The organism is Rhodanobacter sp. UC4438_H5 (assembly GCF_052978405.1).
On sequence record NZ_CM129672.1, the window covers coordinates 210,938 to 233,366 of the forward strand.

Genomic DNA, 22,429 nt, shown 5'->3' on the forward strand with positions numbered 1-22,429 from the left:
CCCCTCTCCCATGGGGAGAGGGGCTTTCAGTCGATCAGCCGAATCGCCCGGTGATGTAATCCTCGGTCTGCTTCTTGTCCGGCTTGGTGAAGATTTTCTCGGTCTTGTCGAACTCGATCAGCTCGCCCAGGTACATGAAGGCGGTGAGGTCGGAGACGCGGGCTGCCTGCTGCATGTTGTGGGTGACGATGACGATGGTGAACTGGCTTTTCAGTTCCTCCACCAATTGCTCGATGCGGCCGGTGGCGATCGGGTCGAGCGCCGAGGTGGGTTCGTCCAGCAACAGCACTTCGGGTTTCAGCGCGATCGCGCGGGCGATGCACAGGCGCTGCTGCTGGCCGCCGGAGAGGCCGAGCGCGTTGTGCTTGAGCTTGTCCTTCACCTCGTCCCACAGCGCCGAGCTTCGCAGTGCCTGCTCGACGCGGCCTTCCATGTCGGACCTGGACAGCTTCTCGTGGTGGCGGATGCCGTAGGCGACGTTCTCGAAGATCGTCATCGGGAACGGCACCGGCTTCTGGAACACCATGCCGATCTTGCTGCGCAGGCGGTTCATCGAATAGCGCGGGTCGAGGATGTTCTCGCCGTCGAGCAGGATCGAGCCGGTGGCCCGCAGCTTCGGATAGATGGCGTAGATGCGGTTGAAGATGCGCAGCAAGGTGGACTTGCCGCAACCGGACGGCCCGATGATCGCAGTGACCTGCTTCTCGGGGATATCCATGTCGATGCCTTTCAGCGCATGGAAATCGCCGTAGTGGAAGTGCAGGTCGCGCACGGTGAACTTGGGCGACGCCACCGGCAACGGCCGGGCGGCGAGGGCGGGATCAGTCATGGGACACCTTGGTGCGGGAAAGGATCAGGCGCGAGGCCAGGCTCAGCAGCAGCACGAACATGGTGATCACGAACGCGCCGGCCCACGCCAGCGCGTGCATCGATTCGCCCGGGTCGTTGGCGTACTGGTAGATGATCTGCGGCAGGCTGGACATCTTCTCCATCGGGTTGATGGCCATGTAGTTGTTGCCGAACGCGGTGAACAGCAGCGGCGCGGTCTCGCCGCTGATCCGCGCCAGCGCCAGCAGCACGCCGGTGATGATGCCCGAGCGCGCCGCGCGGATCAGGATCTGCACGGTCAGCTTCCACTGCGGCACGCCCAGCGACAGCGCGGCTTCGCGCAAGGTGGAGGGCACCAGCCGCAACATCTCGTCGGTGGTGCGCACGATCACCGGCAACGCGATCAGCGCCAGCGCCACGCCGCCGGCGAAGCCGGAGAAGGTGGTGTTGCCGTGGGTCAGCGCCGTGCTGGGCAGCACGATGATGGTGTAGACGAACAGGCCCATCACGATCGACGGCGCCGACAGCAGGATGTCGTTGAGGAAGCGGATCGACTCCCCCAGCTTCGTGCGGTTGGCGTACTCGGCCAGCCAGGTGCCGGCCAGCACGCCGATCGGCGTGGCGATGCCGATGCCGATGAAGTTGATCACCAGGCTGCCGACCATCGAGTTCAGCAGGCCGCCGTCCTCGCCGTAGGCGGTGATTTTCGTGAACAGCTTCAGGTCCAGCGCGCTGATGCCCTGGCGCAGCGTTTCCCAGAGAATCCAGGCGAGGAAGGCCAGCCCCACCAGCGTGGCCAGCATGCTCATGGTCATGGCCAGCGCATTGGTGATCCGCCGGCGCAGGTAGAGCGCGTTCATCAACGACCCTCCTTGCTCGCCAGGCGGCGCAGCATCAGGCGGGCGATCAGCAGCACGATGAAGGTGACCACGAACAACAGGAAGGCCAGCGCCATCAGTGCGGACTTCTGCAGGCCGGCGGCTTCGCTGAACTGGTTGGCGATGGTCGAGGCAATCGAGGTGCCGGGGTCGAGCAGCGAGGCCGACAGCTGCATCGCGTTGCCCAGCACGAAGGTCACCGCCATCGTCTCGCCCAGCGCGCGGCCGAGGCCGAGGAAGATGCCGCCGATCACCGCCGAGCGGGTGTACGGCAGCACGATGTCCCACGATACCTCCCAGGTGCTGGAACCCAGCGCATAGGCCGATTCCTTCAGCCGCGTCGGCACGGTCTGGAACACCTCGCGCATCACCGAGGAGATGAACGGGATGATCATGATCGCCAGCACGATGCCGGCGACCAGGATGCTGGCGCCGAACGGATAGCTGCTGCCGAACAGCTTGCCCACGAAGGGCACGTGCTCGGCCACCCACGACAGCTGGCCGTCGTCGGGCTGGTTGCCGAGGTTGTTGGTCAGCCACGGCTTGACGTGTTCGGCGAAGAACGGGGCGAAGATGAAAAGCCCCCACATGCCGTAGATGATCGAGGGGATGCCGGCCAGCAGTTCGATGGCCGAGGCCACCGGCGTGCGCAGCCAGGCCGGCGCCACTTCGGAGAGATAGACCGCGATGCCGAAACTCACCGGCACGGCGATCAGCAAGGCGATGAAGGAGGTGGCCAGGGTGCCGTACACCGGCACCAGGGCACCGTAGACCTCGTTGCCCGGGTCCCATTCGGAGCTGACCAGGAAGTGCCAGCCGAAGGTGGCGAACGCGTCGCGCCCGCCCCACAGGGTGGCCGCGGCGGCGCCGAGCAGGGATGCCAGCACCAGCAGCGCGCAGGCCTTCAACAGCCAGCGGAACAGCCGCTCGTGACGGGCGTCACGGCGGCTGCGCTGTTCCAGGATGTCGGTGGTGATGGCTGTCGTCATGCGGGACTCGGTGACCGGCTTGTGATTGAACAAACCCCGTTCGCCCCGAGCGTAGCGCAGCGGAGCCGAAGGGCAGTCTCCTTCGGCTCCGACCCTGCGCCACGCGCTCGGGGCGAACGGGGCGGGCGGCGGCTTCGATCAAGCCATCAATGCTTGAACTCGGACGTCCAGTACGCCTCGATCTGGCTGACAAGCGACGCCGGCAGCGGCACGTAGTCGAGTTCGCTGGCGGCTTGCTGGCCATGCTCCAGCGCGTACTTGAAGAAGTCGAAGGCGACCTTGCTGTTGCCCGCGTTCTTCGGCGACTTGTACATGATGATCCAGGTGGTGGCGGTGATCGGCCACGCCTTGGCGCCCGGCGCGTTGGTCATGATCAGGTTGAAGTCCTTGGCGCTGGCCCAGTCGGCGGTAGCTGCGGCGGCCGCGAAGCTCTCCGCTTCCGGCGCAATCACGTTGCCGGCGGCGTTCTTCATGTTCACCCAGCTGATCTTGTTCTTCACCGCGTAGGCGTATTCGACGTAGCCGATCGAGCCCTTGATCTGGCGCACGTACTGCGACACGCCCTCGTTGCCCTTGCCGCCCACGCCGGTCGGCCATTCCACGGCGGTGCCGAACTTGACCTTGCCGGCCCACTCCGGGCTGACCTTGGACAGGTAGTTGGTGAAGTTGAACGAGGTGCCCGAACCGTCCGAGCGATGCACCACGGTGATCTTGCCGGCCGGCAGGGCCAGGCCCGCGTTCAGCGCGGCGATCTTCGGATCGTTCCAGTTCCTGATCTTGCCCAGGAAGATGTCGGCCAGGGTGGCGCCGTCCAGCTTGATCTGGCCGGTCTGCACGCCGGCGATGTTGACCACCGGCACGATGCCGCCGACCACGATCGGGAACTGGCCCAGGCCGTACTTCTTCAGGTCCTCGGCCTTCATCGGCGCGTCGGAGGCGCCGAAGTCGATGGTGCCTTCCTTGATCTGCGCGATGCCGGCGCCGGAACCGATCGACTGGTAGTTGAGGCGGTTGCCGGTCTTCTCGGCATACGCGGCCGACCACTTGGACATGACCGGGTAGACGAAGCTGGAACCGGCGCCGGTGATGTCGGTGGCGTGGGCGGCCACGCCGAAGGTCGAGGTCACGGCGAACGTGGCGACGGCGGCGAGCCGGACTGGCAGTTTGCGGAGGGTCAACATGGAAGCTCCTTTCGAGTAGGGTCGGATGCGACCCCGCCATTTCAGGCTTTTCGTGTTGCCATTGAATGAAATGAATGTTGCAGCAAGATGACAGCCCCTGCGACAGTGCCGGCGGGCCGCGCGCGGGAGTGTCTCGAATCTGTCATGTCAGTGGCATCCAGCCGTAAAAGTCCGTCTGCAAACTTTTAACCAATCGCCGGCCAGGCCCCTCCGGTTCGGGCGGCGACCCAGCGATTTCCCACCCACTTGCGGAGAAAGACATGCGTTCCAAACTGATTGCGGTGGCGATTGCCGCCGGCCTCGGGGTTGCCAGCTTCACGGCCGCGGCCGCGCCGCAGAACCGGACGTCGGCGACCACCAGCGCCGAGGTCGAGTCGCTGAAGGCCCAGCTCGCCGCACTGCAGGCCAAGGTGAACGAACTGGAACAGCGCACCGATGCGCAGTCCGACATCAACGTCAGCACCGGCCAGGCGGTGGAGAAGGCGACGGCGGTGACCACCGCCAGCGACAAGAAACTCGAGTCGCTGGAGAAGCTGGTCAACAACACCAAGTTGTCCGGCCGCATGTACTTCGACTTCACCAACATCGACCAGAAGGACAGCGACAGCGGCAAGACCGACAAGTCCGGCATCGGCATGGACGTCAAGCGCTTCTACCTCGGCGTCGACCACAAGTTCAACGACATCTGGTCGATGAACCTGACCACCGATTTCAACTATTCCAGCAGCGACGGCCAGACCAGCCTGTTCGTCAAGAAGGCCTACGTGCAGGGCAAGTTCGACGACGCGGCGGTGCTGCGCATCGGTTCGACCGACATGCCGTGGATTCCGTTCGCCGAGCAGTACTACGGTTTCCGCTACGTCGAGAACACCATCACCGACCGCCTGAAGTACGGCAACTCGGCGGACTGGGGCCTGCACCTGGGTGGCGAGCTGGGCGCCGGCAAGTCGTTCAACTACGCGGTGTCGGTGGTCAACGGCAACGGCTACAAGAATCCGGGCCGCAGCAAGGGCGTGGATGTCGAGGGCCGCCTCGGCTTCGTGCCGTTCGAGAACATGGTGGTGGCGATCGGCGGCTACCGCGGCCATCGCGGCCAGGAGACCGAGAACGTCAACGCCGTGAACACGGCCGAGCGCGGCGACATCATGGTCGCCTATGCCAGCGACGCGTTCCGTCTCGGCGCCGAGTACTTCACGGCGAAGAACTGGAACAACGTGCTCACCACGGCCACCGACAAGGCCGACGGTTACTCGCTGTGGGGCAGCGTGGCGGTGGCCGACGACGTGAGCCTGTTCGCCCGCTACGACAACGCCAAGCTCAGCAAGACGCTGGATGGCGCCAACAAGAACGTCTACTACAACGCCGGCGTCGAGTACCAGGTGACCAAGGGCTTCAAGCTGGCCGGCGTGTGGAAGCACGAGAAGGCCGACAAGTCCGTCAGCACGCCGGTACCGCCGCACGTGCGCAACGTGAAGACCAACGAGATCGGCGTGTTCGGCGAAGTGCGCTTCTGAACCCCGTGCCGCCGCGGCAGTCCGCGGCGGCGCGGCGGGGCAAACGGTTATCGTGAGGGAGTTCCACCCAGGGATGGAGAGCGGCGGGCCAGGATGCCCGCCGTTTCTTTTTTTTGCGCGGATGATGGCGATGACGCTGCGCGCGCGTCCGCCGAGGCGTCAGGTCTTGTACCGGTCCAGCAGCCAGCCCTGCGCCGCATGCGCCGGTGCGTCGCCCGGCGTGGCGCGGCGATAGTGCCCATCGGCGTCCAGCAGCCAGGCCTGCACGTTGTCGTCCAGGTAGTTCTGCAGCGTCTCGCGGAAGACACGCGCCGCGATGCGCGGGTCGCGTATCGGGAAGCATGCCTCGACCCGGCGCAGCAGATTGCGCTCCATCCAGTCGGCCGAGGAGCCGTAGATCTCGGCGCAGCCGTCGTTGGCGAACCAGTACACGCGGCTGTGCTCGAGAAAGCGGCCCAGCACCGACCGCACGCGGATGCGCTCGGAGACCCCGGGCAGGCCCGGGCGCAGGATGCATGCGCCGCGCACGATCAAGTCGATCTCGACGCCGGCGCAGGAGGCGCGGTAGAGCGCGGCGACCATGGAAGGTTCGTTCAGCGCGTTCATGCGCGCGATGATCCGCGCCGGCTTGCCGGCGCATGCGTGCGTGATCTCGCGCTCGACCAGGGCGAGCAGGCCGCGGTGCAGGCTGAAGGGCGACTGCAGCACGTGCTCCAGCTCGACTGCCGGTCCGAGGCTGCACAGCTGCTGGAAGATCCGGCCCACGTCGGCGCAGATGCCCGGGTCGCGGGTCATCAGGCCGATGTCGGTGTAGAGCCGGCTGGTGGCCAGGTGGTAGTTGCCGGTGGACAGGTGCGCGTAGCGGCACAGCACGCCCCGTTCGCGGCGCACGATCAGCAGCATCTTGGCGTGGGTCTTGTAGCCGACGACGCCGTACACGACCTGCACGCCGGCCTCCTGCAGACGGTCGGCCAGGCGGATGTTCGCCTCCTCGTCGAAGCGGGCGCGCAACTCGATGACCGCCGTCACCTCCTTGCCGGAGCGGGCCGCATCGGCAAGGTAGCCGACCAGCGGCGAGTCCTCGCCGACCCGGTACAGCGTCTGCCGGATCGCCAGTACGTCGGCGTCCGTGCTGGCCTGGCGCAGCAGTTCGAGCACGGGCGTGAACGAATCGAACGGGTGATGCAGCAGCAGGTCGCCCTGGCTGATGGTATCGAACATGCCGGCGTCCGCCGTGAAGGCGCGAGGCACGGCCGGCACGAACGGCGGATATTTCAGATCCGGGCGATCGACCATGTCATAGACCGCCGACGCGCGATGCAGGTTGACCGGGCCGCTGCACAGGTACACGTCGGCATCGGTCAGGCCGAAGTTCACCAGCAGCATCTGCCGCACCTCGGGCGTGCAGCCCTCGCCGAGTTCCAGCCGCACCGCGTCGGCGTAAGCCCGCTCGCGCAGTTCCATGCTCAGCACGCGCGCCAGGTTCTCGGTGTCGCCTTCTTCCAGCTCCAGTTCGGAATCGCGCGTCACGCGGAACTGGCAGGCGCCGCGGATCGTCATGCCGGGGAACATCGCGTCGGCGAAGCGCTCCAGCAGCGTGGAGAGGAACACGAACTGGTGTGGCGCGCCGGCGACCTCCGGCGGCAGGCGGATCACGCGCGGCAGCGAGCGCGGCGCGCGCACGACCGCGACATGGCCCTCGCGACCGAAGGCGTCCTCGCCGTCCAGCACCACCGCGACATTGAGGCTCTTGTTGAGTATCCGCGGGAACGGGTGGGCCGAGTTCAAGCCCAGCGGCGAGAGCACCGGCAGGATCTCGCGCTCGAAGTGCGTGCGCGCCCAGCGCGTCTGTGCGGGCGACCAGGGCGTGCCGTCGATGAACACGATGCCCTCGCGCGCCAGCGCCGGGCGCAGCTCGTCATGCCACGTTTCGTACTGGGTGTGCATCAGCCGGGTGGCGTTGTCGCGCACCTGCGCGAGCACCTCGGCCAGGGGCATGCCGTCCGGGCCTGGGCGCGCGTCGCCGTAGGCGATCCAGTGCCTGAGGCTGGCCACGCGCACCTCGAAAAACTCGTCGAGGTTGCGCACCGAGATGCACAGGAAGTGCAGCCGTTCCAGCAGCGGTACCGTGGCGTCGCGCGCCTGGGCCAGCACGCGGGCATTGAATTGGAGCGCCGAAAGTTCGTGGTTGAGGCAGAGGTTCGCCGCGCGGAAACCGACGCTGGCCGGCTCCGGCTCGACGTGCTGCGGCGCGCTTGCGATGGTCATGGGCGGAGGGTCGGCGGGTGAGGGCGGTTCAACCCGCCAGGGTGCCGACGAGTGCGGCGTCGAGCCCGCGCGAGCCGAGGCCGAGCAGCGCGCCGAGTGCGGCACCGGCGAGCACGTCGCTGGGGTAGTGCAGGCCCAGCACCACTCGCGACATCGCCACCAGCACGGCGAACAGCGCCAGCGGAAGGGCCAGCACGGGAAACCAGCCGGCGGCGACGATGCCGAAGCTCACCGCGTGCAGCGTATGTCCCGACGGGAAGCTGAACTCGTCCAGCGGCGGTGCGCGCGCGATCACTTCGCGGTGCACGCGGAACGGCCGCGGGCGACGCGTGCGGCGCTTCAGCGTGCGGTAGAGCAACCACGCCACGATGCCGGTGCCGGCCATCTGCAGTGCGGCGTGCCGACCGCGGTCACTGCCGCCGATGGCCAACGCGGCGATCAGGCCGTACCAGAGCCAGCCATCGCCGAGGCGGCTGGCCGCGCCGAAGATCCGTTGCACCGCGCGACGCGCGCCCCAGCGGCTGGCCGCGCGACACAGCAGCGCGTCCAGCGACAGAGTTGCCGGTTCAGGCGACGGCGCGGAGACGGTCATCGGGATGGCCATGCAGCAGCGAGACCAGCAAAGTCTCGAATTCCGCGATCACCATGTCCGGCGGGCACCGCAGCGCGGCGCGCCGCGCATGGGCGCCGAGCCTGCGGCGGGTCGTCGGGTCGACGCCGAGCTGATAGGCCGAGGTGATGAAACTGCGCGCGTCCGAGGGCGGCACAATGCGCCCGGAGATGCCGTCGACGACGTGCTCCTGCGCCGCGGCATGGTCGAACGCGACCAGCGCCAGCCCCGAGGCCATCGCTTCCAGTACCACGTTGCCGAAGGTTTCCGACAGGCTCGGGAACAGGAACACGTCCGCGCTGGCGTAGTGCGCGGCCAGATCCGCGCCGTGCCTGGTGCCGACGAACAGGGCCTCGGGGCAGGCGCTGGCGAGCGCCGCGCGTTGCGGACCGTCGCCGACCATCACCAGGCGCGCGGCGGGCGTGCGTGCCTGCAACGCGCGGAAAGCCTGCACGGCGAGGCCCAGGTTTTTCTCCGCAGCGATCCGTCCGACGCACAGCAGCACCGGCGTCTCGTCATCCACGCCCCAGCTGCGGCGCAGCGCCGGATCGCGCCGCTCCGGCGAGAACAGCCGGACATCGACGCCGCGGCGCAGCTTGCGCACGTGGTCGACACCGGCATCCGTCAGCTCGGCGTGCAGCGCGTTGGTCGGCACCAGGGTCATCTGCGCGCGACGGTGGAAGCCGAGCAGGTGGTTGCGTACCAGCGGCGCCAGCAGGCCGACGCCATAGTGGGCGGCGTAGTCGTGGAAGCGCGTGTGGAACCCGCTCACCACCGGGACCTGCAGCGCGTTGGCCACGCGCAGCGCCGACGCGCCCAGCGGACCTTCCGTGGCGATGTACACCGCATCGGGCCGCTTCGCATGCCAGCGCCGGCGCAGCGCACTGCCGGCGGGCAGGCCGAACTGCATGCCCGGGTAGCGCGGCAGCGCCACGCCGCGTGCGCCCACCAGCTCGACCTTGCCGTCGCGGCCCCCATGACCGGGGCGTATCACGTCGACGCCGAGCCCGCGTGCCGCCAGGCCGGTGGCAAGCGAACGCACGGTGAGGGCGACACCATTGACCTGGGGCGGCCAGGTTTCCGTGACGAAGCTGACGCGCATCGCTGCTCTCCGATCGGAACTGGCAACGATCGTGGCGCGGCCCTGTTGCACGCGGGCGACGGCTGCATGACGCTTGTGCGCTGGTGTCCTGCGCGCCGGGAGGCAGCGCGCACGGCCGTCGTCGACGGCTTTCGGCAGTGCAACGCGCGGTGCGCTCCGTCGCCAGACGAGAAGACCGGACCCGCCTCGCGTGTCATCGGCCTGTCACGCGGCGTCGCGATAATGCCTGCGCCTGCCAGGCACTCCCCTCCATGGCAGGCATCTTCGAGATGCCGCTCTCCTCCTGAATCGGCTCCCGGCGCGGACTTTCTCCGTGCCGTTTTTTTTGCGACAAGGAGTTGCGCGCAGGCGCCGCTCAGTTCGTCGGCGTCTCGGCGCGGAAGATGCCGCCGCGGTCCGGCGGCAACACGCGCGAGGCTTCCATCACGCAGGAGAAGGTCGAGCCGCGGCCGGGCTCGCTCTCGATCACCAGGCGCCCCTGGTGCAGGTTCAGCACGTGCTTGACGATGGACAGGCCCAGGCCGGTGCCGCCGGACTCGCGCGAGCGGCTGGACGACACGCGGTAGAAGCGCTCGGTGAGTCGCACCAGGTGTTCGGCGGAGATGCCCAGCCCGCTGTCGCGCACGGAGAAGATCGCGCCGCCATCGGCGGTCTGCCGCCAGCCGATCACGATCTCGCCGCCGCTGGGCGTATAGCGCACGGCGTTGCTGGTCAGGTTGGAGAACGCGCTGTGCAGGTGATGGATCGAGCCGCGCAGGCGCACCGCAGTGGTCGCCTCCACGCTGATGCGGTGCCGGCCCTGGCTGAGCGCCACCGCCTCGCGGCGCAGCGTCTCCAGCAGCGGAATCATGGCCACTTCCTCGTCCGGCAGGGCCTCGCGCGTTTCCAGCCGTGACAGGGTCAGCAGATCCTCGACGATCTGCTGCATCCGCTGCGACTGCATGCGCATCTCGCCGAGCACCGGCGCCAGCTCGGGCACGTCCACGGGGTCCAGCAGTTCCAGATAGCCGTGGATCACTGTCAGCGGCGTGCGCAGCTCATGCGAGACGTTGGCCACGAAATCGCGGCGCACCTGCTCCAGCCGGATCAGCGTGCTGATGTCACGCGCCAGCAGCACCTTCAGCTGCTGGCCGAAGGGGATGATCGTCGCGGCCAGGCGCAGCGACGCATCCGCCGGCGCCGGCAGGTCGGCGGCCGGCTGCGTGGCATTCGTGCGCAGCCACGTGCCCAGCTCGCTGCCGTCGAGCCATTGCGCGAGCGGCTGCCCGACGTGTTCGCGCCGCACGCCGAGCAGACGGGTAGCGGCCGCGTTGAACCAGCGCACGCGCCCCTGATCGTCGAACAGCACCACGGCATCGGCCAGTGCGCCCACCGCGTCGCGCACGTCGTGCAACTGCGCGCGCAGGCGCGACTGGCGCAAGGCGCGTGCGGCGCGGAGTTGGCCAGGTGTATCGGGTCGCGTCCGGCGTGCACGGCGTGCGCGCAGCCACCACCCCAGCGCGACGGCTTCACCGCCCAGGGCGACGCCGAGCGCCCACCATGGCGACGCCCACAGCGCGGCGACGATCGCGCCGGTCATCGAGCCGATCACGATGACGAGGAAGCCGGTGTCGAAGGAGGTGCGGATGCTGCGCATGCGCCGGCCGGAGCTGCTCAGGGCCGCACGGGTGCGGGCTGGGCGGAGAAGCGGTAACCGGTGCCGCGCACTGTCTGGATCAGGGCATCCAGGCCCCATGCTTCCAGGGTCTTGCGCAGGCGCCGGATGTGCACGTCGACGGTGCGCTCCTCCACGTAGACGCTGCCGCCCCAGACATGATCGAGCAGTTGCGCGCGGGAATACACGCGCTCGCTGTGGCTCATGAAGAAGTGCAACAGGCGGTATTCGGTGGGGCCCAGGTGCACCGGCTCGTCGCCGGCGAACACCCGGTGCGCCTGGCCGTCCAGACGCAGCCCGCCCAGCTCGATCATGCCGGCGCCGTCCTCGCCCTGGCTGCGGCGCAGCACCGCCTTGATCCGCGCCACCAGCTCGCGGGTGGAAAACGGCTTGACCACGTAGTCGTCCACGCCGGCATCCAGGCCGGCCACGCGGTCGGTCTCCTCGCCGCGGGCGGTCAGCATGATGATCGGCAGGTCGCGGGTCAGCTCCTCGCGGCGCAGGCGCCGGGCCAGGTCCATGCCGCTGATGCCCGGCAGCATCCAGTCGAGCAGGATCAGGTCGGGCACCGCCTCGGCGATGGCCAGCTGCGCTTCACCGGCATCGGCGGCGCAGACCGGCAGCATCTCTGCGCGGCGCAGCGCGAACGCCACCATGTCGCGGATCGGCGCCTCGTCTTCGATGATCAGGATGCGTTTTTGCATGCATATGCCCAGTGGCAGCCGGCGCCATGGAATCACGGCCATGTTACGCGACGATGACAGCGCCGGGCTGCCCGGCCGCGGTCGTGATGATCGTTCCATGACGCCATGGTCCGGCCCGCTCGACGGCGCTGCGCTCGCCTATACTGACATCTTCACGGAAAGGGGAGAGCTTCATGGGTATCGCACAACTGCTGGCGCTGGTCATCCTGGTCGTGGTCGTCATCGGCATCGTCAAGCTGGTGCGCATCGTGCCGCAGGGTTACGAATGGACGGTGGAGACGTTCGGCAAGTACACCGGCACGTTGAGCCCGGGGCTGCATTTCCTGATCCCGATCTACCAGGCGATCGGGCACAAGATGAACATGATGGAGCAGGTGCTGGACGTGCCCTCGCAGGACGTCATCACCAAGGACAACGCGGTGGTGCGTGTCGACGGCGTGGTGTTCTACCAGGTGCTGGATGCGGCCAAGGCGGCCTATGAAGTGGCCAATCTGGAGCAGGCCTCGCTGGCGCTGGTGATGACCAACATCCGCACCGTGCTCGGCTCGATGGACCTGGACGAAAGCCTGAGCAAGCGCGACGAGATCAACGCCCGCCTGCTGCGCGTGGTGGACGAGGCGACCCACCCGTGGGGCGTCAAGGTCAACCGCATCGAGATCAAGGACATCTCGCCGCCGCGCGACCTGATCGACGCGATGGCACGGCAGATGAAGGCCGAGCGCGAGAAGCGCGCCAACATCCTCGACGCCGAGGGCTTCCGCCAGGCGGCGATTCTCAAGGCCGAGGGCGAGAAGCAATCGGCGATCCTCTCTGCCGAGGGTGAGAAGGAGGCCGCGTTCCGCGCCGCCGAGGCGCGTGAGCGCACCGCCGAGGCCGAGGCCAAGGCCACCACGATGGTCTCCGACGCGATCGCCGGCGGCAACATCAATGCGCTGAACTATTTCGTCGCCAACAACTACATCGGCGCGCTGAAGGAAATGGCCAATTCGCCCAACCAGAAGATGCTGCTGCTGCCGATCGAGGCCACCGGCGTGATCGGCGCGATGGCCGGCATCGCCGAACTGGCCAAGGAATCCCTCACCCAGCAGCAGCGCCCGGCGGCCGCGCCGGTGCCGCCGCTGCGCTGAGTGGAGTCCTCGACCATGTGGCAACTTGCCGTGCATTACCTGTGGTGGATCCTGGCGCTGCTGCTGATTGCCGGCGAGCTGCTGCTGCCGGGCTATTTCCTGCTGTGGATCGGCCTGGCCGCGGCGGCGATGGGCGTGCTGCTGTGGGCCGTGCCGACGCTGGGCCTGCTGGCGCAGGCGATCGTGTTCGGCCTGCTCGCATTCGCCTTCTGCGTGGCCTACGCGCGCTGGCTGCGGCCGAAGCTGGAGCGTCGCGTGCCGGGCAGCGAACGCCTCAACCGTCGCGCCGAGCAGATGATCGGCCAGCGTTATGAGCTGATCGAGGCGATCGTCAATGGTCGCGGCAAGGCCCGCGTGGGCGACGGCCAGTGGCTGGTCAACGGGCCGGACCTGCCGTTGGGCGCCATCGTGGAAGTGGTTGCCGTCGATGGTTCCACCCTGCAGGTGCGCGCGGTGGCATGAGCGGCACCATCAGCCAGCAGCAATTCGCCACCACCGCGCTGAACACGCGCATGGCGTTCGTGCTGGAGCTGGCGCGGCGCCTGCACCAGTACGGCACCACCGCGCCGCGACTGGAGATGGCCGTGGCCGGCGTGGCGCAGCGGCTGGGCTTGTCCGCCGACGTGTGGTCCAGCCCTACCGCGGTCATCATTTCCTTCGCCGACCTCGCCCAGGGCGAGGAGCGCGTGGCGACGACCACCCAGGTGGTGCGGCTGCCGCCGGGCGAGGTGAACCTGGAACGGCTGTGCCAGGCCGACGACATCGCCGACCGCGCGATCGCCGGCGAGCTGGGCCTGCGCGAAGGCTTTCGCCTGCTGCGCGAGCTGGGTCGGCCGGACAGCCGACGCGAGAAAATCGGCCTGATCGCCAGCTACGGCTTGTCCGCGGCTTCGATTGCGGCGCTGTTCCTGCACAGCTCGTGGGTGGACCTGGTGGTCGCGGCGGTGATCGGCACGATCATCGGCTGCATCACCCTGGCGGCTGCCGTGCGGCCGCAGCTGGCGGCGGCCAGCGATGCAATCAGTGCGCTGGTGGCGACCATGGTGGCGATCCTGGTCAGCGCCTTCATCGTGCCGCTGGCGATCAAGTCGGTGGTGCTGGCCAGCCTGATCATCCTGATCCCCGGCATGTCGCTGACCACCGCCGTGCGCGAGATCTCCAGCCAGCACCTGGTTTCCGGCATGGCGCGCATGGGCGGCGCGATGGCGACCCTGCTCAAGCTCACTTTCGGGGTCATCGCCGCGACCGAGTTGTGCAGCGCACTCGGCATCACTGCGCGCGATTTCGCCTTGCCGCCGCTGCCATCATGGACCGATTACCCGGTGCTGCTGGTCGCCGCGATCGCCTTCGCGATCCTGTTCCGCGCCGCCCGGCGCGACTGGCCGGCAGTGATCGCGGCGGTGGTGGTGGGTTATCTGGCCACGCGCTGGGGTGGCGAGATCTCCACCTCGTTGCCGGGCGCGCCGGTAGGCGTGTTCCTGGGCGGCTTGCTGCTGGGCGCGCTGGCCAACGTCTACGCGCGCTATGCGCATCGGCCCGGCGCGGTAATCCGCGAACCGGGCATCCTGTTGCTGGTGCCGGGCAGCGTGGGCTTCCGCAGCATGTCGTTCCTGCTCGAACGCGACACCTCGCTCGGCCTGGACGCCGGCTTGCTGCTGGTCACCCTGCTGGTGTCGCTGGTGGCGGGGCTGATGTTCGGCGACTTGCTGATTTCGCCGCGGCGCTCTCTGTAAAACAAAAGCGACCGGGCTAGCCGGACTTCACGCCACCCGGTTCATCACGGGAGACGAACCCGCGCGGCACCTTCGCCTCCTCCCCTTTGAAGCAGGGGAGGATTGAGGAGGGTGCTCCTGGCCCCGGCAAGATCAAGAGCCGCGCCTTCCTGACCTACCTTTGCGTTGCGTCCGCATGAGCCTTGCGCGGCGAATGGACGTCGCATAGTTCAAGCCAAAAAAAAGCGCCGGCGCGAGGCCGGCGCTGTTTCCATGGCGTGGGGACGGCGATCAGATCGTCAGGTCCTTTTCCTTCTTGCCCGCCTTCAGCGCGTCGTTGAACCAGTGCGGACGCTTGCCGCGGCCGGACCAGGTCTGCGCCGGGTTGGCCGGGTTGCGATACTTCGGGGCAACCTTGGCGCCGGCGCGCTTGCTCTTGCGGGCACCGCCGAAAATGTCCTCGAACGAATAACCCTCGGCCTTGATCAGCGCGTGGACCTTCTCGCGCAGCTTGACGACCTTCTCCTTGCGCAATTCGTCCTGACGGATTTGTGCCTTGCTGATGAGATCGTTGAGCTGATTGTGGTTGAGATTCTTGATATCGACGGCCATGGACGGACTCCGGTGAGGGTGACGAATCATGCCCCATTATCGAGGCAATGCGGGCATGGTGAATGCCGGCCAGTGGGGATTCTCCATGATCGGACAAACATTTGTAAAGCGCCAAACTCCCCGACGCGCGTCACAGTTCATATTCGAAACGATTATGAAACAGGGTTGCAAGGGCAAATGTACCGATATTCGAAACCCGCCGGTTTCATTAATCAGGCCAGCAGTGCGAACAACTCATCCTGGCTCAACGTGCGGCTCTCGCTGTCCTCGCGGCCGCGATATTCCAGCGTGCCGGCGGCCAGCCCGCGTTCGCTCACCACCACGCGATGGGGGATGCCGATCAACTCCATGTCGGCGAACATGTTGCCGGGACGCAGGCCGCGATCGTCCAGCACGGTTTCGATGCCGCGCTGGACGAGTGCCTGGTACAGCGCCTCGGCGGCCTCGTTGACCGCGGCGGAGGCGTTCTTCGGGTTGATCACGCACACCGCCACCCGCCACGGCGCCATCGCCTCGGGCCAGATGATGCCCGCGTCGTCATGGCGCTGCTCGATGGCGGCGGCGACGATGCGGCTGATCCCGATGCCGTAGCAACCCATGGCCATCACCTGGGCCTTGCCGCCTTCGTCGATCACGGTGGCGCGCAGGGCGTCGGCATACTTCGTCCCCAGCTGGAACACGTGGCCCACTTCGATGCCGCGGGCCAGGTGCAGTTCGCCGTGGCCGTCGGGCGAGGCATCGCCCTCGACCACGTTGCGCAGGTCGGCGATGCGGCTGATGCGCGCGTCGCGCTCCCAGTTGGCGCCGGTGCAGTGCACGCCGTCGGCATTGCCGCCGCAGACGAAGTCGGCCAGTACGGCGGCGTCGCGATCGACGATCACGGGGATGGAATCGGGCAGGCCGACCGGGCCGATGAACCCGGGGCGCGTGCCGCAGGCGGCGCGGATTTCCTCTTCGCCGGCGAGCACCATCTCGCCCGGCAGCTCGGCCAGCTTGCCGGCCTTGACCTCGTTGAGTTCGTGGTCGCCGCGCAGGCACAGCGCGACCAGCCCTTCGACGCCGCGCACCAGCAGGGTCTTCACGCATTGCCGCGGTTCCACTTTCAGGAAGGCGGCGACGTCGGCGATGGTTTTCTGGGTCGGCGTGTCCGCGCGCTGCAGGCCGGCGGCGGGCGCAGGGCGTTCGACGGACGGGGGCAGCGCTTCGGCTTTCTCGAGGTTGGCGGCATAGTCGGAGCCGTCGGAAAACGCGATCGCGTCCTCGCCCGAATCGGCCAGCACCTGGAATTCATGGCTGGCATTGCCGCCGATGGCGCCGGTGTCGGCCTGCACCGCGCGGAAGCTCAGGCCGAGGCGGGTGAAAATGCGCACATAGGCCTGGTACATCGCGGCGTAGGTTTCCGCCAGCGACTCCTGCCCGAGATGGAATGAATAGGCATCCTTCATAAGGAATTCGCGCGCGCGCATCACGCCGAAACGCGGGCGGATCTCGTCGCGGAACTTGGTCTGGATCTGGTAGAAATTGACCGGCAGCTGCTTGTAGCTTTTCAGCTCGTTGCGGGCGTAATCGGTAATCACTTCCTCGGCGGTCGGCGCATAGCAGAATTCCTGCTCCTTGCGGTCGCGGATCTTCAGCAGCTGCGGGCCGAATTTCGCCCAGCGACCGGTTTCCTCCCAGAGTTCACGCGGCTGGATGGTCGGCATCAGCAATTCGATCGCGCCGGCGCGATCCATTTCCTCGCGCACGATGCGCTCGACCTTGCGCAACACGCGCAGGCCCAGCGGACTCCAGGTGTACAGGCCGGAAGCCAGCCGGCGGATCATGCCGGCGCGCAGCATCAGGCGATGGCTGGCGATCTCGGCGTCGGCAGGGACTTCCTTGACGGTGGCCAGGTGGAATTGGCTGAGGCGCATGCGGGCGATTCCGGCGTGTAAAGCGCCCATTGTAGCGGCGCCACCGCCGCCGGAGTGCGGCCCGGGGGCTTACTTGCCCTGGCAGTACTGGTCGTACTGGGCCTGGGCGGTGGCGATCTGTTGCTGGCGTTGCGAGGCGTCCAGTGCGTTGGGCTTGCCATCCTTCTCCATCACCACTGGACCGCTGCCCTGCAGGGTCGCCAGGTTGGACTGCAGCGAGGCGCACAGCGATTTGCGGTTCTCCGGGGTGTCGGCCATGGTCTTCGGCGCGACGGCGGGCTCGTTGCTGCCGCCCGCGACGTCCTCCGGATTGCTTCGTTCGGCCGGCTTGACCAGCGGCTCCACCGTGCCGGTCGTGGTGACCTTGCTGTACTTGACCCCCTGCGTCGGCGGCGCCTCGGAGTAGTGCACGGTGCCGCTGGCGTCGGTCCACTTGTAGACCTGCGCGGCACACAACGGGGCAAACAGCAGCAGTGCCACGACAATCAGCGAACGGCGCATGGGGGTCTCCGGACAGGGGAAAATCAGTCGTTCCTTGTTATCACTCCGGCGCCCCGGACTCAAGCAGGCAATGGTTTACACTGCGCCTACTCCGTCACGATCCTGCTTCATGAGTCCACCCATGCCCGTTCAACCGCCCCGGCACCGCGGCATTTACCTGTTGCCGAACCTGTTCACCACGGCGGCGATGTTCGCCGGGTTCTACGCGATCATTTCCAGCATCGGCGGCCATTACGTCGAGGCGGCCATCGCGGTGTTCCTGGCGGCGGTGCTCGACGGCATGGATGGGCGCGTGGCGCGCATGACCGGCACGCAGACCGAGTTCGGCGTGCAGTACGACTCCTTGTCGGACCTGGTCAGCTTCGGCCTCGCGCCGGCGCTGGTGATGTACACGTGGTCGCTGTCGGCGCTGCGCGACGTGGGGCCGCTGTGGGGCAAGCTGGGCTGGGCGTGCGCGTTCATCTATGCCGCCTGCGCCGCGCTGCGGCTGGCGCGCTTCAATACCCAGGCAGGGGTGGCCGACAAGCGCTATTTCCAGGGCCTGGCCAGTCCGGCCGCGGCGGCGGTGAACATGTCGTTCGTGTGGACCATGGAGAAGGCCGGCTGGAGCGGCGCCGAGCTGGCCTTCGCCAGCGCGGCGATCGTGGTGGTCACCGGCCTGCTGATGGTCAGCCGCTTCCGCTATTTCAGTTTCAAGTCGCTGCCGATGGGCGAGCGCGGCAACGTGCCGTTCGCCTGGATGGTGGTGGCGGTGCTGCTGCTTGCCTTGCTGTATCTGGCGCCGGCGCGGGTGCTGCTGGCGGGTTTCACCGTGTACCTGTTGTCCGGGCCGGTGTGGACCATCGCGGCGCGGATCGCGCATCGGCGCCGTGCACGGCACTCCGCCAGATGAACGCGCCCATGCCTGCCGCCCACCGCGCCCGCGTCCTGCACGCGCTGGGGCTGACGCCGTGGGTTCGCCGCGTGGCGAAAGTTGTGCCGGCCATGGCCGAGCCGGAGCTGGGCGACGCCGACGTGGCCTGCGTGGTGATCCTGCCGGCGTCGTGCAACGCCCGCGAGCTCGACCTGCTGGGCCGCGCGCTGCATGCCGGCGGTGCGGCGCTGGCGCGCGCGGCGCGCATCAGCGTGCAAGGTGGCCAACTGGCGTCATCGGTGCCGGCGGCGCGCGCCTACCTGGTGTTCGGCGATGCGCAGGCGCATGCACTCGGCCGCGCCTTGCCGGCGGCAGTGATGAGCCAGGCGCTGATTGTGCTTGCCGATGAGCCGAAGCTGGTGCTGGCCGACGCGACGGCCAAGCGTCGGCTGTGGAACGCGCTGCGCAGCGTGCGCCGTGCCCTGGCCAGCGCGGGAGCCTGAACGATGGTCGCCGTGCCGAAGGCGGCGATCCAGGTGCGCGGCATGTACCTGGATGATCTGGCCGCAGTCAGCGCGCTGGAGAACGCCTCGTACGAATTCCCGTGGTCGCCCGGCATCTTCGGCGATTGCGTGCGGGCAGGGCATTCGTGCTGGGTTCTGTGCGTGGATGGCAGCGTGGCCGGCTACGGCATTCTCTCGACCGGCGCCGGCGAGGCGCACTTGCTCAATTTGTGCATCGGCCCGGAGCATCGCGGCCGCGGTCTCGGCCGGCATCTGCTGATGCGCCTGCTCGACGTGGCGCGCTGGAACCGGGCCGAGCGACTCTTCCTCGAAGTGCGCCCGTCCAACCCGGGCGCGAAAGCCTTGTACGAGTCGGTGGGCTTCCACGAAATCGGAAGGCGCCCGCGCTATTACCCGGCACGCGACGGACGCGAGGACGCGATCGTGATGGCGCTCGATATGGCCGCAGGCCATATCGAGAAATAGGCAAGAACCCGATCGCCAAAAAGCCCGAGGCGGCGTGCGGCGGTGCCCGCGCTACAGCTTGCCGGCCTGCTCGCGCAGCGCGCCCAGCGTGGTGTTCCAGTCGGCGATGCGCTGGCGCTCTTGTGCCACGACCTCGGCCGGCGCATTGGCGACGAAGTTCGCGTTGCCGAGCTTGCCTTCGCATTTCCTGATCTCGACCTCGATGCGGCCGATTTCCTTGGCCAGGCGCGCTTTCTCGGCGGCCACGTCGATCAGCCCGGCCAGCGGGATCAGCACGCGCAACGTGCCGACCACGGCGGCCGCGGCGGCGGGTTCGTCGGCGCCAGCAGCGATCCACTGCGGAGTCTCGACGCGGGCGAGGAAGGCGATTTGTGCGGCAAACTTTGCCACCCGCGCACGATCGCCGGAGTCGCCGTCTGCGAGCAACAGCGGGATCGTCTTGCCGGGCGGGATATTCATCTCCGAACGGATCCGGCGGATGCCGGAGAGCACGTTCTTGAACCATTCGATCTCGGTCGTGGCCGCATCGTCGGCGGTGATGTCTTCGGCGCGTGGCCAGGGTCGTTGCAGCAGGCTGCTTTCGCTGAGGCCGAGCACCGGCGCCACTGACGCCCATATTTCCTCGGTGATGAACGGGATCACCGGATGCAGCGCACGCAGCACGCTTTCCAGCACCACCAGCAAGGTGTGGCGGGTGGACGCGGCAGCCGCCGCGTCGTCGCCGTTGAGCGCCGGCTTGGCCAGTTCCAGGAACCAGTCGCAGTACTCGTTCCAGACGAACTCGTACAGCGCTTGCGCCAGATGATCGAAACGATAGCTGACAAAGTGCCGCTCGACCTCGTCCAGCGTCTGCTTGAGCCGCGTCAGAATCCACCGCTCCGCCTCGGTCACCGGCTTTTGATCTCTCCGATTCCCGATTCCCGATTCCCCGTTCCCCGCGTTCAAAAGAACAAACCGCGCCGCATTCCACAGCTTGTTGCAGAACGCCTTGTAGCCCTCGGCCCGCTTGATGTCGAAGTTGATCGTGCGGCTGTAGCTGGCCAGCGCGGCGAAGGTGAAACGCAGCGCATCGGTGCCGATCGCCGGGATGCCGTCGGGGTAGTCCTTGCGGATGCGCTTCTCGACCTTGGCGCGCACCTGCGGAATCAGCAGTGACTTGGTGGATTTCTCCACCAGCGGTTCCAGCGCGATGCCGTCGATCAGGTCCAGCGGGTCCAGCGTGTTGCCCTTGGACTTGGACATCTTCTGGCCTTCCGCATCGCGCACGATGGCGTTGATGTAGACCTCGCGGAACGGTATCTGGCCGGTGAAGTACTTCGTGGTCATCACCATCCGGGCGACCCAGAAGAAGATGATGTCGAAGCCGGTGACCAGCACCGCGCTGGGCAGGAAGATCTTGTCCTGCGCCCAGTTCGCCACGACCTCGCCGCGCTCGTTCTTCACCGGGCCATCGGCCGGCCAGCCCAGCGTGGAGAACGGCCACAGCGCGGAGGAAAACCAGGTGTCCAGCACGTCGTCGTCCTGACGCAGGGCGCCGACCGGCACGGTCGCGGCATGTGCGCGTGCGTCGGCCTCGTCCTCGCCCACGAAGATGTTGCCGGCCTCGTCGTACCACGCCGGGATGCGATGGCCCCACCACAGCTGGCGGCTGATGCACCAGTCCTGGATGTTGTCCAGCCATTGTGTATACGTGTTCGCCCAGTTTTCCGGCACGAACCTGATATCGCCCGAACGCACGGCATCGAGCGCCGGCTCGGTGATCGCCTTGCGGCCGCCCGGGCGGCCATCCGCCTGGACGTCCGAAGTGAGGTCGACGAACCACTGGTCGGTCAGCATCGGCTCGATCACCGCGTCGGAACGCTGGCTCACCGGTACCTGCAGCTTGTGCGCCTTCGTTTCGACCAGCAGGCCGGCGGCTTCGAGATCGGCCAGCACGGCCTTGCGCGCGTCGTAGCGATCGAGTCCGCGATACTTCTCCGGCGCGTTGTCGCTGACCTTCGCGTCCAGCGTGAAGATGGTGATCGGCGGCAGCTTGTGCCGCTGGCCGATGGCGTAGTCGTTGAAGTCATGCGCCGGAGTGATTTTCACGCAGCCGGTGCCGAAATCCTTGTCGACGTAGTCGTCGGCGATTACCGGAATCTGCCGGCCGGTGAGCGGCAAATGCAGCGTCTGGCCGATCAGGTGCGCATAACGCTCGTCCTCCGGATGCACGGCCACGGCGACGTCGCCCAGCATGGTCTCCGGACGCGTGGTGGCGACCACCAGCGACGCGGCGCCGTCGGTGGTCATGTAGCGGATCGACCACATGTGGCCGTCGCGCTCGACGTTGTTCACTTCGAGATCCGACACCGCCGTGCCCAGCACCGGGTCCCAGTTCACCAGCCGGTTGCCGCGATAGATCAGGCCCGCGCGATACCAGTCGATGAACACCTTGCGCACCGCGGCCGACAGGCCTTCGTCCATGGTGAAGCGTTCGCGCGACCAGTCGGCCGCGGCGCCGATGCGGCGCATCTGGTGGGTGATGGTGGAGCCGGACTCCTCCTTCCACTGCCAGACCCGCTGGATGAACGCATCGCGGCCCAGGTCATGCCGGGTCTTTTCCTCGACGGCGAGCTGGTTCTCCACGATCTTCTGGGTCGCGATGCCGGCGTGATCGGTGCCGACCTGCCACAGCGTGTTCATGCCGCGCATGCGCTGGTAGCGCACCAGCATGTCCATCACCGTCTGCTGGAACGCATGCCCCATGTGCAGCGTGCCGGTGACGTTCGGCGGCGGCAGCAGGATGCAGTACGGCTCGCCCTGGCCGCTCGGCTTGAACGCGCCGCTGGCTTCCCAGCGCTCGTACCACTTCGACTCGATCCGGGCCGGCTCGAAACTCTTTTCCATCGGGAAACGCTCGCTGGCGCGCAGGGGCGCGCTTTTGTTGTGGGGTAAAGCCGTGATTGTACGGTGCCGGCAGGGGCCGGCCAAAGATGGTGGGGCCGCCTTGGGGCG

At 67.5% G+C, this 22,429-nt stretch carries 20 protein-coding genes; 7 read left to right on the forward strand and 13 right to left on the reverse strand.

Annotated features, from left to right (window positions below):
- Positions 1–34: 34 nt before the first annotated feature.
- From pstB to pstS, 4 genes are all read right to left on the reverse strand, one after another.
- Positions 35–829, reverse strand: coding sequence for a phosphate ABC transporter ATP-binding protein PstB (gene pstB, locus ACVCL9_RS00945; protein WP_395116955.1), 795 nt, complete (start codon positions 827–829; stop codon positions 35–37).
- The gene (gene pstA, locus ACVCL9_RS00950; protein WP_136256896.1) at positions 822–1,688 is read right to left on the reverse strand and encodes a phosphate ABC transporter permease PstA; all 867 of its coding nucleotides are present in this window, start codon (positions 1,686–1,688) and stop codon (positions 822–824) included. Before pstA ends, pstB begins: the two co-directional genes overlap by 8 nt.
- The gene (pstC, locus tag ACVCL9_RS00955; RefSeq protein ID WP_395116957.1) at positions 1,688–2,695 is read right to left on the reverse strand and encodes a phosphate ABC transporter permease subunit PstC; all 1,008 of its coding nucleotides are present in this window, start codon (positions 2,693–2,695) and stop codon (positions 1,688–1,690) included. The genes pstA and pstC overlap by 1 nt, the downstream gene beginning before the upstream one ends.
- Positions 2,696–2,841: 146 nt before the next feature.
- Complete coding sequence (gene pstS, locus ACVCL9_RS00960; RefSeq protein WP_447097021.1) at positions 2,842–3,876, reverse strand: phosphate ABC transporter substrate-binding protein PstS; 1,035 nt, start codon at positions 3,874–3,876, stop codon at positions 2,842–2,844.
- 260 nt (positions 3,877–4,136) lie between these two features.
- Here pstS and ACVCL9_RS00965 point away from each other — a divergent pair, with 260 nt between their 5' ends.
- On the forward strand, positions 4,137–5,390 hold the full coding sequence (locus ACVCL9_RS00965; protein ID WP_395116961.1) for a porin: 1,254 nt from the start codon (positions 4,137–4,139) through the stop codon (positions 5,388–5,390).
- A gap of 159 nt (positions 5,391–5,549) precedes the next feature.
- On the opposite strand, the gene ppk1 is transcribed toward ACVCL9_RS00965, so the two are convergent.
- The 5 genes from ppk1 to phoB all read right to left on the reverse strand — a co-directional run bounded on the left by ppk1 (position 5,550) and on the right by phoB (position 11,728).
- A complete protein-coding gene (gene ppk1, locus ACVCL9_RS00970; RefSeq protein WP_447099436.1) occupies positions 5,550–7,658 on the reverse strand; it encodes a polyphosphate kinase 1 in 2,109 nt (702 codons plus the stop codon).
- A gap of 28 nt (positions 7,659–7,686) precedes the next feature.
- Positions 7,687–8,250 (reverse strand): phosphatase PAP2 family protein, encoded by a 564-nt coding sequence (locus ACVCL9_RS00975; protein WP_447099435.1) that lies wholly within the window; start codon positions 8,248–8,250, stop codon positions 7,687–7,689.
- Positions 8,225–9,370: a glycosyltransferase family 4 protein gene (locus ACVCL9_RS00980; protein WP_447099434.1), complete on the reverse strand. Its 1,146-nt coding sequence runs from the start codon at positions 9,368–9,370 to the stop codon at positions 8,225–8,227. The genes ACVCL9_RS00975 and ACVCL9_RS00980 overlap by 26 nt, the downstream gene beginning before the upstream one ends.
- Before the next feature lie 355 nt (positions 9,371–9,725).
- Positions 9,726–11,006, reverse strand: coding sequence for a phosphate regulon sensor histidine kinase PhoR (phoR, locus tag ACVCL9_RS00985; RefSeq protein WP_447099433.1), 1,281 nt, complete (start codon positions 11,004–11,006; stop codon positions 9,726–9,728).
- 17 nt (positions 11,007–11,023) lie between these two features.
- Complete coding sequence (gene phoB, locus ACVCL9_RS00990) at positions 11,024–11,728, reverse strand: phosphate regulon transcriptional regulator PhoB (RefSeq protein ID WP_395116970.1); 705 nt, start codon at positions 11,726–11,728, stop codon at positions 11,024–11,026.
- 173 nt (positions 11,729–11,901) lie between these two features.
- Here phoB and ACVCL9_RS00995 point away from each other — a divergent pair, with 173 nt between their 5' ends.
- From ACVCL9_RS00995 to ACVCL9_RS01005, 3 genes are read left to right on the forward strand one after another with little or no spacing between them, the layout of a single operon-like run.
- Positions 11,902–12,855 carry an SPFH domain-containing protein gene (locus ACVCL9_RS00995; protein WP_210772072.1) on the forward strand — a complete coding sequence of 318 codons (954 nt, stop codon included), beginning with the start codon at positions 11,902–11,904 and terminating at the stop codon, positions 12,853–12,855.
- Between the two features lie 15 nt (positions 12,856–12,870).
- The gene (locus ACVCL9_RS01000) at positions 12,871–13,317 is read left to right on the forward strand and encodes an NfeD family protein (RefSeq protein ID WP_447099432.1); all 447 of its coding nucleotides are present in this window, start codon (positions 12,871–12,873) and stop codon (positions 13,315–13,317) included.
- Complete coding sequence (locus ACVCL9_RS01005) at positions 13,314–14,588, forward strand: threonine/serine exporter family protein (protein WP_395116974.1); 1,275 nt, start codon at positions 13,314–13,316, stop codon at positions 14,586–14,588. The genes ACVCL9_RS01000 and ACVCL9_RS01005 overlap by 4 nt, the downstream gene beginning before the upstream one ends.
- A 270-nt stretch (positions 14,589–14,858) precedes the next feature.
- On the opposite strand, the gene ACVCL9_RS01010 is transcribed toward ACVCL9_RS01005, so the two are convergent.
- From ACVCL9_RS01010 to ACVCL9_RS01020, 3 genes are all read right to left on the reverse strand, one after another.
- Positions 14,859–15,179, reverse strand: coding sequence for an H-NS histone family protein (locus ACVCL9_RS01010; RefSeq protein ID WP_395116976.1), 321 nt, complete (start codon positions 15,177–15,179; stop codon positions 14,859–14,861).
- A 212-nt stretch (positions 15,180–15,391) separates the two neighbouring features.
- Positions 15,392–17,092 carry a proline--tRNA ligase gene (locus ACVCL9_RS01015; protein ID WP_395116978.1) on the reverse strand — a complete coding sequence of 567 codons (1,701 nt, stop codon included), beginning with the start codon at positions 17,090–17,092 and terminating at the stop codon, positions 15,392–15,394.
- 69 nt (positions 17,093–17,161) lie between these two features.
- Positions 17,162–17,593, reverse strand: a complete 432-nt coding sequence (locus tag ACVCL9_RS01020) for a DUF4124 domain-containing protein (RefSeq protein ID WP_395116980.1) — start codon at positions 17,591–17,593, stop codon at positions 17,162–17,164.
- A gap of 109 nt (positions 17,594–17,702) precedes the next feature.
- Here ACVCL9_RS01020 and ACVCL9_RS01025 point away from each other — a divergent pair, with 109 nt between their 5' ends.
- From ACVCL9_RS01025 to rimI, 3 genes are read left to right on the forward strand one after another with little or no spacing between them, the layout of a single operon-like run.
- Positions 17,703–18,485: a CDP-alcohol phosphatidyltransferase family protein gene (locus tag ACVCL9_RS01025; protein ID WP_395116982.1), complete on the forward strand. Its 783-nt coding sequence runs from the start codon at positions 17,703–17,705 to the stop codon at positions 18,483–18,485.
- Positions 18,486–18,493: 8 nt separating this feature from the next.
- Positions 18,494–18,949, forward strand: a complete 456-nt coding sequence (locus tag ACVCL9_RS01030) for a hypothetical protein (protein WP_447099431.1) — start codon at positions 18,494–18,496, stop codon at positions 18,947–18,949.
- 3 nt (positions 18,950–18,952) lie between these two features.
- Entirely contained in the window at positions 18,953–19,435 is a 483-nt protein-coding gene (gene rimI, locus ACVCL9_RS01035; RefSeq protein WP_395116986.1) for a ribosomal protein S18-alanine N-acetyltransferase, read from the forward strand.
- A gap of 51 nt (positions 19,436–19,486) precedes the next feature.
- Here the strand turns inward: rimI and ACVCL9_RS01040 are convergent, their stop codons facing one another.
- Complete coding sequence (locus tag ACVCL9_RS01040) at positions 19,487–22,321, reverse strand: valine--tRNA ligase (RefSeq protein ID WP_447099430.1); 2,835 nt, start codon at positions 22,319–22,321, stop codon at positions 19,487–19,489.
- Positions 22,322–22,429 lie beyond the last annotated feature (108 nt).

Coding starts and splice junctions, on each gene's coding strand:
- phoR (WP_447099433.1), bottom strand. CDS start 11,006: ATGCGCAGCATCCGCACCTCCTTCGACACCGGCTTCCTCGTCATCGTG.
- pstB (WP_395116955.1), bottom strand. CDS start 829: ATGACTGATCCCGCCCTCGCCGCCCGGCCGTTGCCGGTGGCGTCGCCC.
- phoB (WP_395116970.1), bottom strand. CDS start 11,728: ATGCAAAAACGCATCCTGATCATCGAAGACGAGGCGCCGATCCGCGAC.
- ACVCL9_RS01020 (WP_395116980.1), bottom strand. CDS start 17,593: ATGCGCCGTTCGCTGATTGTCGTGGCACTGCTGCTGTTTGCCCCGTTG.
- pstS (WP_447097021.1), bottom strand. CDS start 3,876: ATGTTGACCCTCCGCAAACTGCCAGTCCGGCTCGCCGCCGTCGCCACG.
- pstA (WP_136256896.1), bottom strand. CDS start 1,688: ATGAACGCGCTCTACCTGCGCCGGCGGATCACCAATGCGCTGGCCATG.
- ACVCL9_RS01040 (WP_447099430.1), bottom strand. CDS start 22,321: ATGGAAAAGAGTTTCGAGCCGGCCCGGATCGAGTCGAAGTGGTACGAG.
- ACVCL9_RS00995 (WP_210772072.1), top strand. CDS start 11,902: ATGGGTATCGCACAACTGCTGGCGCTGGTCATCCTGGTCGTGGTCGTC.
- ACVCL9_RS01015 (WP_395116978.1), bottom strand. CDS start 17,092: ATGCGCCTCAGCCAATTCCACCTGGCCACCGTCAAGGAAGTCCCTGCC.
- rimI (WP_395116986.1), top strand. CDS start 18,953: ATGGTCGCCGTGCCGAAGGCGGCGATCCAGGTGCGCGGCATGTACCTG.
- ppk1 (WP_447099436.1), bottom strand. CDS start 7,658: ATGACCATCGCAAGCGCGCCGCAGCACGTCGAGCCGGAGCCGGCCAGC.
- ACVCL9_RS00980 (WP_447099434.1), bottom strand. CDS start 9,370: ATGCGCGTCAGCTTCGTCACGGAAACCTGGCCGCCCCAGGTCAATGGT.
- ACVCL9_RS01000 (WP_447099432.1), top strand. CDS start 12,871: ATGTGGCAACTTGCCGTGCATTACCTGTGGTGGATCCTGGCGCTGCTG.
- pstC (WP_395116957.1), bottom strand. CDS start 2,695: ATGACGACAGCCATCACCACCGACATCCTGGAACAGCGCAGCCGCCGT.
- ACVCL9_RS01030 (WP_447099431.1), top strand. CDS start 18,494: ATGCCTGCCGCCCACCGCGCCCGCGTCCTGCACGCGCTGGGGCTGACG.
- ACVCL9_RS01025 (WP_395116982.1), top strand. CDS start 17,703: ATGAGTCCACCCATGCCCGTTCAACCGCCCCGGCACCGCGGCATTTAC.
- ACVCL9_RS01005 (WP_395116974.1), top strand. CDS start 13,314: ATGAGCGGCACCATCAGCCAGCAGCAATTCGCCACCACCGCGCTGAAC.
- ACVCL9_RS00965 (WP_395116961.1), top strand. CDS start 4,137: ATGCGTTCCAAACTGATTGCGGTGGCGATTGCCGCCGGCCTCGGGGTT.
- ACVCL9_RS01010 (WP_395116976.1), bottom strand. CDS start 15,179: ATGGCCGTCGATATCAAGAATCTCAACCACAATCAGCTCAACGATCTC.
- ACVCL9_RS00975 (WP_447099435.1), bottom strand. CDS start 8,250: ATGACCGTCTCCGCGCCGTCGCCTGAACCGGCAACTCTGTCGCTGGAC.